This window comes from Desulfobulbaceae bacterium, assembly GCA_013792005.1.
Lineage (GTDB): Bacteria > Desulfobacterota > Desulfobulbia > Desulfobulbales > VMSU01 > VMSU01.
Window position 1 is genome coordinate 1 of record VMSU01000098.1, and the last position, 14582, is coordinate 14582.

Annotated in this window: 10 protein-coding genes; 5 read left to right on the top strand and 5 right to left on the bottom strand. The window is 51.6% G+C overall.

Annotated features, from left to right (window positions below):
* Positions 1-553: 553 nt before the first annotated feature.
* The 5 genes from FP815_05440 to FP815_05460 all read left to right on the top strand — a co-directional run bounded on the left by FP815_05440 (position 554) and on the right by FP815_05460 (position 5692).
* Complete coding sequence (locus FP815_05440; GenBank protein MBA3014380.1) at positions 554-892, top strand: P-II family nitrogen regulator; 339 nt, start codon at positions 554-556, stop codon at positions 890-892.
* Between the two features lie 92 nt (positions 893-984).
* Positions 985-2316, top strand: a complete 1332-nt coding sequence (locus FP815_05445) for an ammonium transporter (GenBank protein MBA3014381.1) — start codon at positions 985-987, stop codon at positions 2314-2316.
* Between the two features lie 123 nt (positions 2317-2439).
* Entirely contained in the window at positions 2440-3240 is an 801-nt protein-coding gene (locus FP815_05450) for a hypothetical protein (GenBank protein ID MBA3014382.1), read from the top strand.
* 353 nt (positions 3241-3593) lie between these two features.
* Entirely contained in the window at positions 3594-4313 is a 720-nt protein-coding gene (locus FP815_05455; GenBank protein MBA3014383.1) for a type 1 glutamine amidotransferase, read from the top strand.
* 80 nt (positions 4314-4393) lie between these two features.
* Entirely contained in the window at positions 4394-5692 is a 1299-nt protein-coding gene (locus tag FP815_05460) for a hypothetical protein (GenBank protein ID MBA3014384.1), read from the top strand.
* Here FP815_05460 and FP815_05465 read toward each other — a convergent pair.
* From FP815_05465 to FP815_05485, 5 genes are all read right to left on the bottom strand, one after another.
* Positions 5658-7748, bottom strand: coding sequence for a response regulator (locus tag FP815_05465; GenBank protein ID MBA3014385.1), 2091 nt, complete (start codon positions 7746-7748; stop codon positions 5658-5660). The genes FP815_05460 and FP815_05465 overlap by 35 nt on opposite strands.
* A 252-nt stretch (positions 7749-8000) precedes the next feature.
* Positions 8001-8771, bottom strand: a complete 771-nt coding sequence (locus FP815_05470; GenBank protein ID MBA3014386.1) for a PEP-CTERM sorting domain-containing protein — start codon at positions 8769-8771, stop codon at positions 8001-8003.
* A gap of 574 nt (positions 8772-9345) precedes the next feature.
* A complete protein-coding gene (locus tag FP815_05475; GenBank protein MBA3014387.1) occupies positions 9346-11169 on the bottom strand; it encodes an AMIN domain-containing protein in 1824 nt (607 codons plus the stop codon).
* A 57-nt stretch (positions 11170-11226) separates the two neighbouring features.
* Positions 11227-13872, bottom strand: coding sequence for a DNA mismatch repair protein MutS (gene mutS / locus FP815_05480; GenBank protein ID MBA3014388.1), 2646 nt, complete (start codon positions 13870-13872; stop codon positions 11227-11229).
* A gap of 195 nt (positions 13873-14067) precedes the next feature.
* Entirely contained in the window at positions 14068-14553 is a 486-nt protein-coding gene (locus FP815_05485) for a YfcE family phosphodiesterase (GenBank protein ID MBA3014389.1), read from the bottom strand.
* Between the last annotated feature and the right edge of the window lie 29 nt (positions 14554-14582).

Consider the following 14582-nt stretch of genomic DNA (forward strand, 5'->3'; position numbering starts at 1 on the left):
AGTGCCACATCTGCGTTGTTATCGGCCTGCTCATGTGCGAAAAGCACACATCGCAGGCCGATGCCTAGCATCTGCGGCACTGCTGAACAGTTACGGTTCTGGGCTTCGGCACCTTTCTGGGTCAGAAGGTGGATAGTTACTGAGAGTTGATAAGCGGCATATTAATAATTGCCGATTTCCTTTGGGCCGATGATTCTGGGGTGAATGATTGTTGGTGGGGTGGATTCCTTGTTTCTGCCATCCCTGAGGGGTGTGGTGATGTAAGTGGGTGTGCGTGAGTGGTATGTGTACATTTATGTTGCTGATAGTCTAAAATAATAACATAAATGTAATAAAATAATAAATGATGACCGGCGATGTCGCGAGACTATTAATAAAATTAATAACGTATTATCAAGATAATAAGCGATTTTTATAAAAAATATTTAAAATAGGAACGATTGTTGCTTTTGTATTCTTCATGTGGATGCAATTTGTTAATCGGCAGTGTCCTGGATTTGCACAAAGTGGCAACGTGCATCAGGAACATGGGCCGCAAACCAGGGAGAACACTATGAAGAAGATCGAGGCAATTATTAAACCATTTAAACTTGATGAGATGAAGGAGGCGTTGGCCACTTTGGGCATCAATGGATTGACCTTGAGTGAGGTCAAGGGGTTCGGGCGTCAGAAGGGGCATACTGAAGTCTATCGGGGCGCTGAATATGTGGTCGATTTCATCCCCAAAGTCAAGGTAGAGATTGTGGTGGAGGAGGAGCGGGTGGACGAAGTGGTAAGGGTTATCATGGATAGTGTTCGGACCGGCAAGATTGGTGACGGTAAGATTTTTGTGTTGCCTGTCGAGGAAGTGGTGCGGATTCGAACCGGAGAAAGAGGTAACACTGCAATCTAGGGAACCAGCAGGGATTTCTTGGGTAGTGGTAAAATCAAAAATCTATTTCGAGGCCTAAGCTTCGGTACAAAAATACTCGATGGAGCAATCTAATGAAAAATAATCTATTGATAATTCTGGCACTGCTGGCTGTGCCGGCACTGGCTTGGGCAGGAGATGAGGCTGTGCCGACACTTGCGTCGAACGCTGAGGCGATTAAAGGAGCTCAGACTAATATGGACTATGTCTGGACTCTGGTGTGCGCCGCGTTAGTCTTTTTTATGCAGGCTGGTTTTGCCTGTGTTGAGGCAGGCTTTACCCGGGCCAAAAGCGCGATCAATATCATGATGAAAAACCTGATGGATTTTTCAGTTGGTTCACTTGCCTTTTGGGCAATCGGTTTTGGCTTGATGTTTGGCAAAACAACCACCGGCTGGTTTGGGACCGACGGATTCTTCTTGAGTGATTTCACTGTTGGCGGGGACCCGTGGGTGCTTGCCTTCTGGATGTTTCAGGTGGTGTTTGCTGCCACGGCAGCCACTATTGTTTCAGGCGCCATGGCGGAACGGACCAAGTTTGTGAGTTACTTTATATACAGCGGAATGATTTCTGCCTTTGTCTATCCGATATTTGGCAGTTGGGCATGGGGGAACCTCTTTCATGGCGATGGCTGGTTGGGGAAACTTGGGTTTATCGATTTTGCCGGGTCAACCGTTGTTCACTCCATCGGTGGCTGGGCCGCGTTGGCAGGCGCCTTGGTTATTGGGCCACGTATCGGTAAGTATGCTAAAGATGGTAAGGTCAAGGCCATTCCAGGGCACAATATTCCTTTGGCCGCAGTCGGGGTGTTTATTCTATGGTTAGGGTGGTTCGGTTTTAATCCAGGTTCTACCACAGCAGCTAATACTAGTATTGCTATGATCTTTGTTAATACCAATCTGGCGGCGGCAGCTGGCTGCTGCGCCGGGATGCTGACCTCCTGGTTCATCTTCAAGAAGCCGGAGATTGGCATGAGTCTGAACGGGGCGTTAGCCGGTCTGGTGGCTATTACTGCGGGATGTGCCAATGTCACTCCGACCAGTTCTATAATTATTGGTGCTATTGGCGGGGTGTTGGTGGTGTTTGCGGTGCTGTTTTTTGATCGGATCGGGATTGATGATCCGGTTGGCGCTATCTCAGTTCATGGGGTCAATGGGGCTTGGGGGACGTTAGCTGCAGCCCTCTTTAATATTGAGGGCGTCACCGCCAAACTTATTGGAGTCCAGCTCCTCGGCATTGGTTCCGCATTTATCTGGTCATTTGGTTGTTGTTTCGTCATATTTAAAGTTATAGAGGCTACGGTTGGGCTGCGGGTTTCAGCAGAAGAGGAGATCGAGGGTCTTGATATCGCCGAACATGGGGGGCATGCCTATTTTGATTTTCAGATGGGTTCAAAGCAGGCTTGATGTCTTTAGCAAAGCCCTTCATTCGTGGTGGAGGGCTTCTGCAACGAGTCATAACACTTCACCATATTTTAAACCGGGGGGATTTGTACTCCGGGCAATCATCGAAAGGGAAAGGAGAGCACTATGGAAACACGGAAAAAGATCAGTTTGGCAGTTTTGGGGGTATTGTGGATGGTGCAGTTTGGCAGCGTGGCAATGGCTGAGGAGGAAAAGCCGACAGCGGACCTTTCTGTCAGCGCCTTGAGCAAATATGTCTGGCGGGGGTTTGAGTACAGCAAGGACAGCATCGTTATTCAGCCGTCGATGACTGTGGGTTACAAGGGGTTCTCCGCCAATGTCTGGGGGAATGTGGATACTGACGTCTACTCCGCAGATCCCACGGTATCGACGACTAATGCCTGGAACGAGACCGATTTCACTCTGGCCTATGACTGGACCGTCGGCCCGGTAGGTATGACTGCAGGGTATATCTATTATGGTCTTGATGGGTTTGAAGACACTCAGGAGATTTTTGCCAAGGCATCCCTGGATACCATCTTAGCGCCGACCGTGGCCGTCTATCGTGACTTTGATCACGCCCCGGCTTGGTATGTGACCTTTGGGGTATCGCACAGTGTGCCGCTTACCGAGAAGATCGGGCTAGATTTGGGCGCTCAGGTGGGCTATCTGTCAGCCGATGACGTTGATGATATCGAGGAGGTAGACTCATCGTTTGCTGGAACCGGTAACGAGTATAGTGGTTTTCATGATGGACTGCTTACCGCTTCGATAACTATTCCGGTGGGTGAATATATCGCCGTCACTCCCGGGGTAAATTATTCGTTTCCTTTAAGCAGCAAGGCCGGCGATCTGATTGAGTCATCAAGTATGAGTGGCAAGGATAACTTTGTCTACGGTGGAGTCACGGTGTCCATGGCGTTTTGATCGTAACTATCCAGCTCAATCCGCAAAACAAGCAGATGTCGGGACTGTAACTATTCAGCAGCGCTACAGATGCGCGAAATAAGCCTGCGAACTATAGCCCGTCTATGTGAGCAGGCTTATGACAAAGCAGATGTGGTGTTGCTGGATAGTTACATTTGATCAAGATTTTTTTCGAGGTGGCGGGGCGATGCCGTGAACAGTGCTGTCACCTCGATTCTTGACCATTGTGGGTACGGTAAACTTTTTGTTCTGGCAGGGGTATCACTCCGCTGCCCGTTTTGAGATGTTAGCTGGGGAAACAGCGCCTGGTGGTGCTTTGCTGGGACAGGGAATAATCTTAGGACCTAACAATCATGGCGAAGCGTTTTCTACTCTTGCAGCATGCGGTATGGACAGGTCCTGGCTTGTTTATGAAGCAGGCTGCCAAAGCCCTCAAGGTTGAACTGGAAACGGTGAAGGTCTGGCAACGGAAATTCCCGGATTTTGCAGCTTATGATGGTTTGATCGTCATCGGCGGGCGGCTCGATGATCATTCGAGATCCATGGAACTCTTGGAGCATGAACTGGCTTTCATTCGTCAATGGCTTGCCGCAGACCGGCCTTACTTAGGTCTTGGTTTAGGCCACCTGTTGTTGGCTGAGGCGCAAGGAGCGAGGATTGGGAGAAATTATTGTGCCAGTATCGGTTTCGTGGAGGGGCATCTGACCAGGCATGGCCGGGAGCATCCGGTGTTTAAACGGTTGCCAATCATGATGTCGTTTTTTAAATGGCACGATCATTCGGTGTTGGAACCGTTGCCCAAGAGTTTGTCGGTGCTTGCGACTTCGGTTGAATGTCAGGTTGAGGCCATCTCTATTCCTGGTCGGCCTCATATCATCGGTGTGCAGTTTGTTAACCATGCCGGATCGCATGAAGACGTTGAAAAATATTGGCAAAAGGATAGTAAGTGGGTTAACTCATTGAATGGAAAATTCGTCAACCCCCTTGCGATCTTGGCTGAATCCAGAAAGAATCATGGCCAGATGGCCAGAGAGTTTGAGGTGTTTTTTCGTAATTTTATCAGGTTGTGTTGATCTGTTTTCCGGTGTTGTCGCTTTCTTCCCTTTCTTTCAGCCGTTAACGCGGGCTTTTTTTACCTCATGGGGTTGTTGTCATGAAGAACAGGATGAGTTTCCCACTCCTTGATCAGCAGGGACCATTCGCCACGCTGCATCATCCACCGGACGTCAATATTTTTTCTAATGATAACCGTTTGTTATGCAAGGCGATGCGTCAGGCCGGGATGGTGACCCGTTTCAGGGCTATTCGCAGCCAGATTTTTGATTTCTTGCAGGTCTCAAGCTTTGCCGAGGTGCAGCAGTTGATTCATGACCGTGACCGGCGGCAGGAAGTCAACCGCCGCTGCTTTGTCTTGTTGGGCAATATGTTCGGTCTGGATGGTAATGAACGGGAGATAATTTCTACGGTGGGAGGTTATTCGCGGACTGCCGATGGGGTAATTCGTTTTCTCAAGGCTAAGGTCATGGCCAGTTTCGCCTCCAATATCGAAATGACCAATGAGATTGACGCGATTTCGAGTCCAGTGGATCTGCTGTTGATTATCTTTGATGACCGCTACCATAAAAAGGCCCGCTTTGAGGCCAAGCGGAAGTTGATCCTGATGAGTCTTGCTGGTTCCATTGATCAGCGGGAGCGAGAAACTGGGATCGAGAGCAAGTTCTATGAGTTTCTTAACTTTTTAAACGACAAGGTCTGGAGTCAGCGCAGCAAGATCGGTGAGTTGGAAGTGGCGTATCTGCTGAGTCAGCATGATCCCAAGGAGTTCGCCTGTCAGTCGGTACGGGTGATCACCCCGCAGGAGGCACGGGCAGTTGTGCGGAAGCCGGGGCAGAAACTAACCTTGATCAAGCGTCGCAGGTTTCAGGTTGGTAGCCGTGAGATTCCCATTTATGTCACGATTCGCAAGAAGCCACCAGAGGCCAAAGTGTTGAAGTTGCTGCGCAAGGGAGAGGAGAATCCGGCGGTGGCGGTTGACGACGAGCTTGGGCTGATGGCGGTTCTCGATTCGGTAGCCGAGGTTAAACTCTTTCTCGCCCACTTGACTAAGAGCGCCTTGCGTGCCGATTCGTTTATGGCCCTGGAGGAGATTACCGATACCCTGACAGGAGGGCGCCATCAGGGGGGGAATATCGGCAGTTCTGCATTGACCCCGATGTTCAAGTTCTTTGCCCGGATGGGTGGAATGCGGGTGGAGTTTATCATTCACAGCAACAAGACCTATCTGAACTATATCTATCAGCGGGACATTTCCCACGACGAGTACGAGATCAAGCGGGTCTTTGATTCCGGGGTAGCGGAAATGTTGTTTCCTCAGGACATTTATGATCTGGATATGGTGGAAATTAAGGGGCGGCAGCTTATGCAGTGTCGCCGACAGATTGAGGAGTCGTGAACAGAGTGAACTTTTTTGGCGAGTTCTGGTCCAGAAGTTGGCGGATTCTTACAGTCAGGGTCAATGGCGAGAAGGGCTTCTGGATGAAGTTGACTCGGTGAAGGCCATAGGGGGAGAGGATGTCGTCAGTGTAGCCGGACATGAATAGTATTTTGGCGGTCGGGTATTTCTTGGTGAAGGCCTCGGCGACCTGGCGTCCATTGTGTCCTGGCAGAATAACGTCGGTCAACAGCATATCGATGGGCAGTGGGTGCTCTTCGATATGGCGAATGGCGTCGGTGCCGTCCGGGGCGGTAATGACGGTATAGCTCAATTGGGTTAGGACTTCGATTAACAGATTGCGGAACGAGGTGTCGTCTTCTACCACCAGGATGGTCTCTTCGCCATGGGCTAAGGTTTGAGGGGTGCGGAGAGTTTCGGCGGTTGCGGCATTCGTCGAGCTTGCCTCTGGCAGAAAGAGCGTAAAGGTCGTGCCGTGACCGGGGTGACTGTCAACGGAAATATGTCCGTGATGCTGTTTGATGATCCCGAAGACGGTGGCCAGGCCAAGTCCGGTTCCCTTGCCGATCTCCTTGGTGGTGAAAAAGGGCTCAAAGATTCGGTCGAGGGTCTGTTTGTTCATGCCACTTCCGCTGTCAGTGATTGAAACGGTGATGTAGGCGCCGGGGTTCAGCTCAAGGTACGGGGTGTCATCTCCTATTTCGGCCCGGTCGGTGCTGATGGATAAGTTGCCCCCTGTCGGCATCGCATCTCGGGCATTGACGGCCAGATTGAGGATGATCTGCTCGATTTGACCTGCGTCGGCCATGACCTCGTAGTTGTTTGGCGCTAGATGCAGTTGGAGTTTTATGTCTTCTCCGATCAGGCGGGACAGCATTTTGTTTAGGTCGCCAATGATCTGATTGATGCTGACAGGACCGATCTTTAAGATCTGCTTGCGGGAGAAGGCCAGGAGTTGGCGTACAAGTCGCGCCGCGCGTTCTCCGGATGATTGAATGATCTTGATGGAGTTGTGTGCAGGGTTGTTTTCTGGCAGGTCAAGGAGTGCCAGTTCGCTATATCCAAGGATGGCGTTTAAAATATTGTTGAAGTCGTGGGCGATGCCTCCGGCTAGGCGGCCGACGACTTCCATCTTCTGGGCTTGGATCAGTTGGGCCTGGAGGATTTTTTTTTCGTTTTCCTCTTGCTTTTTGTCGGTCGCGTCTCGGAGGATGAGGACAGTGGCTGTTTCTTCACCGTTGTCGGCGATGGCAAAGGCTGTTACTTCCAGGTAGATTTCTGGTAAGTGGTTGGTCGGACGAAGCAATTCCCCGTGGTAGTGGCCGGTCTGATTGCTGATGTCTTGGATCTGCCGATACGGTTCCTCTCCCAGGGTCTGGGCTGGTGTCCAGTCGGATGGTGGATTACACAGATTGAAGAGGTGTTGATGGGCCGGATTTTGGAGGATCAGATGGCCTGCCTGGTCGACGACGACGATAGCCTCATGGCATTGGTTGACTATTTCCCGGTAGAGGGATGATTCGGCCTGCTTTTTGTTGAGTTTTCGGGAGATAGTTTTTTGGTAAAGGGTTTGTGTCTCTTTGCTGGGCAAAGGGGGTGGGGGGTGGTTTTCCGATTGTTTTTTTTCAACAACGAGCTGTATTTCTTGAAGCATTGTTTTTAATTCAACGGGTTTTCTGAGAAAGCGGTCGGCCCCCAAGGCGAGGGCTAGTGTTTCATCTTCCGGGGAGAGGAAGGTGCCGGTGTAGAAGATGAACGGGATCTGAGAGAGTGAGTTGTCGGCGTGGACTGCTTCGCAGAGTTGGTATCCATCCATTTCGGGCATCTGGATGTCGGAGATGATAAGTTCCGGTTTGGTTTCGCGGATTAAAGATAAGGCTTGCCGACCATTGATCGCCATAACGACCTGGTGACCGATGAATTCAAGCTGGTTTTTCAGGATGAGCCTGAAGGCGGCATTGTCTTCGGCAAAGAGGATTTTCATGGTGTTGTGGAGTTTTTTGCCTTTGGTATGTGACTGATTGATGTCAGTACTATTGGTAGGCTCAGTAAACACTAGGATTGTTGTCTACTCTTTTGTTAAATGATTTGTCAACAAAAAACGGCTCCCGAATGGGAGCCGTTTTTTGTTGATGGATACTGGTTTAACGATACAACACCACGGAATGATGTGGTTTATTCTATGTCTGGTGGGGGTCTCCTGGCACTTCGAACCGATATGCCAGGAGGGGACGAGGCCTAAAGAGTGTTTTGTGTGGTGCTGCAGAAGAATGTGGAGAAGGGGAGGTCTGGGTGGACGGATCGGTGGTTATTTGTCGGGATTATGCAGTTTTGTAGGGATGAGACCCTTGCGTCGGGCAAAGGCGCCAAGCCCTGCCAGGCCAGTTCCGAAGAGGAGCAGTGTTCCGGGCTCTGGGACTGGGGCAGTTCCTTGTCCCATCAGGTTGTCATTGCCGCAGCCCATAGTGAAGTGGGTGTAAAAATCCTGACCGTATAGGCCGGTGACTGAGAAGAAGTTACTGAGGTCAAAGGAAACGGCGTAGTGGGTGTTGTTGCTGCCCATTCCCGAGAATCCGGAATCATTGACAATGCTGAGATTGTTTACTGTGCCTGGTTGGCCGATAATTGTGCCATTGGCAAAGTATTTCCAAGGGTTTGATGATGGTGACCCGTCCTCGTTTTGATGGTAGTAGACCGTTGTCGTTGCGGAGTCTGGGTTGAGCTGGACGATTGAGAAGGTAAGTGCTGCCCAGTTAATGTCCAGCGCATACTCGTAACCGAAGGAGCTGCTTACGTTTTTACTCCCGTCCTGCGACGCCAGCGGGTTATACGCCACGTTGTTGCCGTTGGTATCGGTTATGATCTCGCCGGCGCTGCCGACTAGATACATTGCTCCGCTTAAGGGGCGGCCATAGCTGGCATTGGTGCTGATAAAGAGATCTCCGGAGGTGAAGTCTTTTGAGCTGTTAAGTCCATTATAACCAGGGACACCTGTTTTGAAATTGAAACCACCGATCATGGTCAAAATGTTACCTTTGAGAAAAAATCCCTCTAAGTCCCACTCCTGGCTTTGCACCATCCCCGGTTCTGTCTCGTTGTCTTCGTAGATAGGGTTAACAAGCCCTTCATTTGTTCTCTCGCCGTCAAAGATAGTGATGTTTGTTCCGTAGTTTCCCGCAAAAGCTGTGTTACACGTGAGGGCAAACCCTAGGGAGGCAATGGCGACTATGGTAACTATGTGAGGTTTCATTTTTTTGTTCCTTGTGATGATTTTTGTTGCTGTCAGTGGCCGTGTGGTCGGGGTGTGAAAGTAGTTCACTGTTGATCAAAAGCATTTTTGGTGCCAGTGTTAAATAATTTTTGACACTGGGGTTTTGTTGGGTTATTTCAGCGAGATGGAGGTTGGCTAACGTGATGGTCTGGGGTGGGGAGTAGGGTGGGCGTTCTGGATGGCGGAATATGGTTCCGGATTAACGGATATTGACTCGGCTAGGCGCCTGTCGGACTTAGAGAATCGTAGCGAAAATTCGTGAAATTGTGACCAGATATTCATGAATTTGAGGCGAATAGCAGGGCTATTTAACGAAAATTCATGGGGATATGGGCCGGTTTCACGAATTTGCAGTAGATTTATGTCTAAGTCCGACAGGCTCCTAGAGTCTGGCCATGGCCAGCGATGAGGAGTAGTTGGATATGCCTGCGGTGATGTGATCGGCAAGATCTTCGAGATATTTGTCACTTTTGAGCCGTTCCGCCTCAAGCGGGTTGGTGAGGAAGGCGACCTCAATGAGGATGGAGGGCATCTGGGCCCCGATCAGGACGATGAACGGCGCAGTTTTGACCCCGTGATTGTTGACTTGGGGATAGAGACGGCAGAGTCCGGAAACCAGGGTGTTCTGCACTGTCCCTGCCAGGCGTGCGGATTCGTCTTTTTTCGAGTTTTGCATCAGCTTGCTCAGGATGTTCTGGAGATCGCTGATCTGGCGTGATGATGAGGCGTTTTCCAGAGCAGCGATGCTGCGGGCCTCTTCATTGCCGGCAAAGTCCAGGTAGTAGGTCTCGATCCCTTGAGCCTGCGGTCGTGGAGCGGCGTTAGCGTGGATAGAGATGAACAGATCTCCATTTTTGGTGTTGGCGATGGCTGTTCGTTCTTCAAGGGGGATGAAGACATCGGAGTTGCGGGTCAGCACTACCTCAATCCCCAGTTGGGAGCTGATTTTACGGGCGATTTTTTGGGCGACGTTGAGGACGACATCTTTTTCTTTAAGACCTCCGATCCCGATGGCGCCTGGGTCTTTGCCGCCGTGTCCGGGATCAAGGACAATCCGTTTAATTCCCAAGCCAAGTTGTTGTGCCAGAGAGGGCGCCCCCGGAATGGAAGCGATTAAAGGCGGGGGCGGGACGTTTATTTGTGTCTTGGCTTGGTTGCGTGGTGTTTTTTTCTGTGTATTGCTGGAGGCTGTTTTTGTGACTGCCTTACCATTGGAAGACCCCTTGACGTCAACGATGATGCGGAAGGGGTTTTCTAGGTTGAATATTTGATAATCAGCGATGGCATGGGCGTCAAGCACCACCCGAACGGTGTCCGTGCTGAACTGGGCGCTACGCATCTGTTGCAGAAGGCCATCCTTGATGGGAAGAGACTGTTGGAGGTCGCGAGAGATAGCGCATTTGCTCAGGTCGACATACAGACGTTTTGGGTTGTCGTTATTTTTTTTGAGGAGGTGTCCTTGGTATGACACTGGGGCTGAGGTCTCAATAACGACGCGGGTGTAATTTTTGGTGGACCAGTGGCGAAGGCCAACGACTTCGATGGGTCCACCAATGGTCGTGGTGGGAGCGGGTTTTGGTGGGGGTTGTGGGGAGGGCGCCACGGCTTGAGGAGGGTCGGGAGACGGTGGGGCCGCATTGGCTTTGGTCAGTGAAGCCTTTAAGTCTTTGAGCGCTTTGACAGCGGGTTCCGCCCTGTCTCCCTTGGGGTAAATAGCGATCAATTTTGCCAGAATCAGGGTTGCGGTTTTGGCATCTTTTAACTCGTCGGTATGAAATTTGGCGTTATGGTAGAGCGCGTCATCGGCAAATTCATGCTGGGGGTAGAGATTGGCCACCTTGTCGTAGTCGGATAAAGCCTCGTTCAAGTCATCCTTGTTGCCAAATTTATTGAACATCTGGCGAAAGATTTCTCCTCGGGTGAAGAGGGTAATGGGTGCTGACTGGTGGGTGGGATCAATTGCATAGGTCCGTTTCAGCGCCTTGGCGCAAAGAAGCCAGTTTTCCCGGTCTTTGGCCATGGTGGGGCTGTATTCTAGGTTATGGTGGCGGGCCAGTGCGAGGTTGTAGCTCTTGGTGATGGACTTATCTTTATTATTGGTGGTCGAGAGTTTGCTGGCGTGGGTTGGCGATGCCGAAATCACGGATAGCAACGCCAGCATCAGACAGATCATCCCGGTGTAAAAAATCGATCTGTTTACGTCCATGTTTTTATTATTTGTCACAGGAATTAAAGAATACGTTATTAATATTTAGTTTCAAAGTCAGGATGTTACGCTCAGCGCCTTCAATTCATAGAGCAGGGTTAAGGCCTCGATTGGGGAGAGGCGGTCTGGCTCTATCCCCTCTAATTTCGCGTAGAGTGGATCGGTAGTCGCGGCGAATAAGGGGAGCTGGCAAGGACGGTCTGGGGTCTTGTCCGAGATGCTGTGCGCTATCTTCGGCTTACCATACTGGTTTAATTCCCCTTTTTCAATATTATGCAGCAATTCTTTGGCTCTTTCAATGACTGGGGCTGGAACCCCGGCCAATGCAGCGACCTGGATGCCGTAACTACGGTTGGTCCCGCCGGTCAGGAGTTTGTGGAGAAAGATGATGGTGTTGTTCCACTCCCGCACCCCGATATTGAAATTTTTGATTCGCTGGTTGGTCATGGCCAGCTCGGTCAGCTCATGGTAGTGAGTGGCGAAGATAGTTTTGACCCCGCGACCGTTTTTGTTGACCAGATCTTCAGTCACAGCCCAGGCGATTGAGAGGCCGTCGAAAGTGCTGGTTCCTCGTCCGATTTCATCCAGGATGACCAGGCTCTTTTCGGTGGCGTTATTTAGAATATTGGCAGTCTCGTTCATTTCGACCATAAAGGTGGACTGTCCCTGGCGCAGGTTGTCCATGGCCCCCACTCTGGTGAAGATCCGGTCAACCACGCCGATTCTGGCGGAGGCGGCAGGGACAAAGCTGCCGACTTGGGCCATGAGGACGATCAGCGCAGTCTGTCTTAGCACCGTCGATTTTCCCGCCATGTTGGGGCCGGTGATTATCAGGACTTCATGGTTTTCCTGGTCGAGGTGGATATCGTTGGGCACAAAGCGGCCCGGCGGCAGTGAAACTTCGATCACCGGGTGTCGTCCTTCCTCGATAATGATCTCCTCGCCGTTGTCCACATGGGGCCGGACGTATTTGAGCTTGCGAGCCGCCTCGGCCAGGCAGCACATTAAATCGATCTGGGCAAGATGGGCTGCCGTTTTGAGGACGCGGGCGCTTTCAGCCGCCACTGTCGTCCGGATGTTTAAGAACAGTTCATGTTCCAGGTCCACTCGTTTCTCCTGAGCGCCCAAGACCTTGCCTTCAAACTCTTTTAACTCCGGGGTGATGAAACGTTCGGCATTGGCCAGGGTTTGTTTGCGGATGAAGTAGTCCGGGACATTGGCCATCTGGGCCTTGCTCACTTCCAGGTAGTAGCCGAAGACGCGGTTGTAACCGATTTTTAAGGTGTTGATTCCGGAGCGGGCTTTTTCTTGATTTTCGAGATCGAGGATCAACTGCTTGCCGTCAGTGAGGATGGCGATGATCTCGTCGAGTTCCTGGTTGTATCCGCTCTTGATCAGGTGTCCCTCGCGGAGAGTGATCGGCGCGTCTTCACGGATGCTTGCCTCAAGCAGGGTGAAGAGATCGGTGAGGGGGTCCAGGTCGCTTGCGATTTCCATTAGGATCGGGACTTGGATCTCGGCAAGACGGGTCTTGATCTGGGGCAGTTGGCCGAGTGAGTGTTTGAGGGCGGTAAGGTCACGGGCGTTGCCGCTGCCGAGGACCAAACGGCTGTTTAGTCGTTCCAGGTCGTAGACTCGGGTAAGCAGGGAGCGCAGGTCGTCACGGAGCTCGGCGTCGTGGAACAAGCCGTTTACTGTCTCTAGCCGGCGGTTGATCTGCCGGGGGTCCTGCAGGGGAAAGAGCAGGCTTTTTTTCAACAGCCGGGCGCCCATCGGGGTCTGAGTGAAATCAAGGGTGGCGAGGAGTGATCCCTCGCGTTTGCCGCCAACGATGGTCTGGGTGATTTCCAGGTTGCGGCGGGAAGAGTCATCGATGATCAGCAGGTTTTCGTGCAGGAGCGGGGTCAGGCGTTCGATGTGAGAGAGATCGGCTTTTTGGGTATCACGGATATAGGTAAAAAGGGCGCCGGCAGCATTGGCGCCGGCGATCATCTGCTCACAGCCGAACCCGGCGAGATTGGTGGTGTTGAAATGCTCCAGGAGGCTGTGCCGGGCGCTGTGGGGCAGAAAATCATCCTGGTGCCGCTCGGTCACGCACAGGGCCATGGTGTGGGCCAGGGTCTTGGCGATTGTTTTCCCTCGCTCGTCGCCGGCGGGGAGCACAAGTTCTGCCGGGTTCTGGCGGCAGAGTTCATCGATCACTGCTGAGAGATCGTCAAATTCTCCCACCATGAATTCCCCGGTTGACAGGTCGAGCAGACTTAATCCCCAGGAGGCGTCCGTCTTGACGTCAGGAGGGGCCACTGCCGCTACATAGACGTTGTTTTTGTCGTCCAGCAGCCCCTCTTCGGTGATCAGCCCAGGGGTGATCACCCGGACTACCTCGCGCTTGACCACACCCTTGGCGGTCTTGGGATCCTCCACTTGCTCACAGACCGCCACCTTGAATCCTGCCCTTACCAGTTTGGCGAGATAATTGGCTGCGGCGTGGTACGGCACTCCGCAGAGCGGCACCTTATTCTCGTCGTCCTTGCTGTTGCGGGAGGTCAGGGTGATGCCGAGGACTCGGGACGCGGTTTTGGCGTCATCAAAGAACATCTCGTAGAAGTCACCCAGCCGGTAGAAGAGGATAGCGTCCGGGTGTAGGGCCTTGATCTCAAGATACTGTCTGAGCATGGGGGTGATTTTGGCCTGATCGGTCATGGCCGGGATAGTGGCAGGTGAGGTGGATTGGGTAGTTGGGGTGATGGTATTCATTGTTTAACGGTAATCAGTTATCAGTTATCGGTTTACGGTTAAAAGAATCGTCAAGAATTATCACATGATGGATAATGTTAGTGTGCGCTCATCAGCCATTGGTATGATCATTCACCGTCAATTGTAAACCGATAAGTTCGTTTATACAGGGACCTCATGGATAGTTGCCCGCAGGGTGTCGCCGATCTTAAGGATGGCGTAAGTGCCGGGGTGCCCATGACGGCCGGTGGCCTGAAACGAGCCGGGGTTGATGAACAGAATGCCGCTATGGTGGTGGCAGACCGGGTGATGGGTATGGCCATAGATGATACAGTCAACGTCTTCAAATTGATCGATGAGCTGATCTTCGAAATCGTAGGTGTTGCCTGCCCGGTGGATTAGGCCAACGGTAAAGTTTCGATAGCGGAGCACTTTTTTCTCTGGAAGCGCTTTGTGGCAGACAAATGAGCACATATTGCCGTGGACTGCGTGAACCTCACGGTTGGTAAAGGCCTTGAGGATTGTGAGGTCAGTCAGGTCGCCGGCATGCAGGATTACAGAACAGTCAGCAAAACAGGTTTCTGCTCGCGCTTCAAATTCTGGGGTCAGCCGGGAGAGGTGGGTGTCGGATAGGATGCCAACGGTCAGGGGTGGCACGACAGGCACTTGTTGTTCTC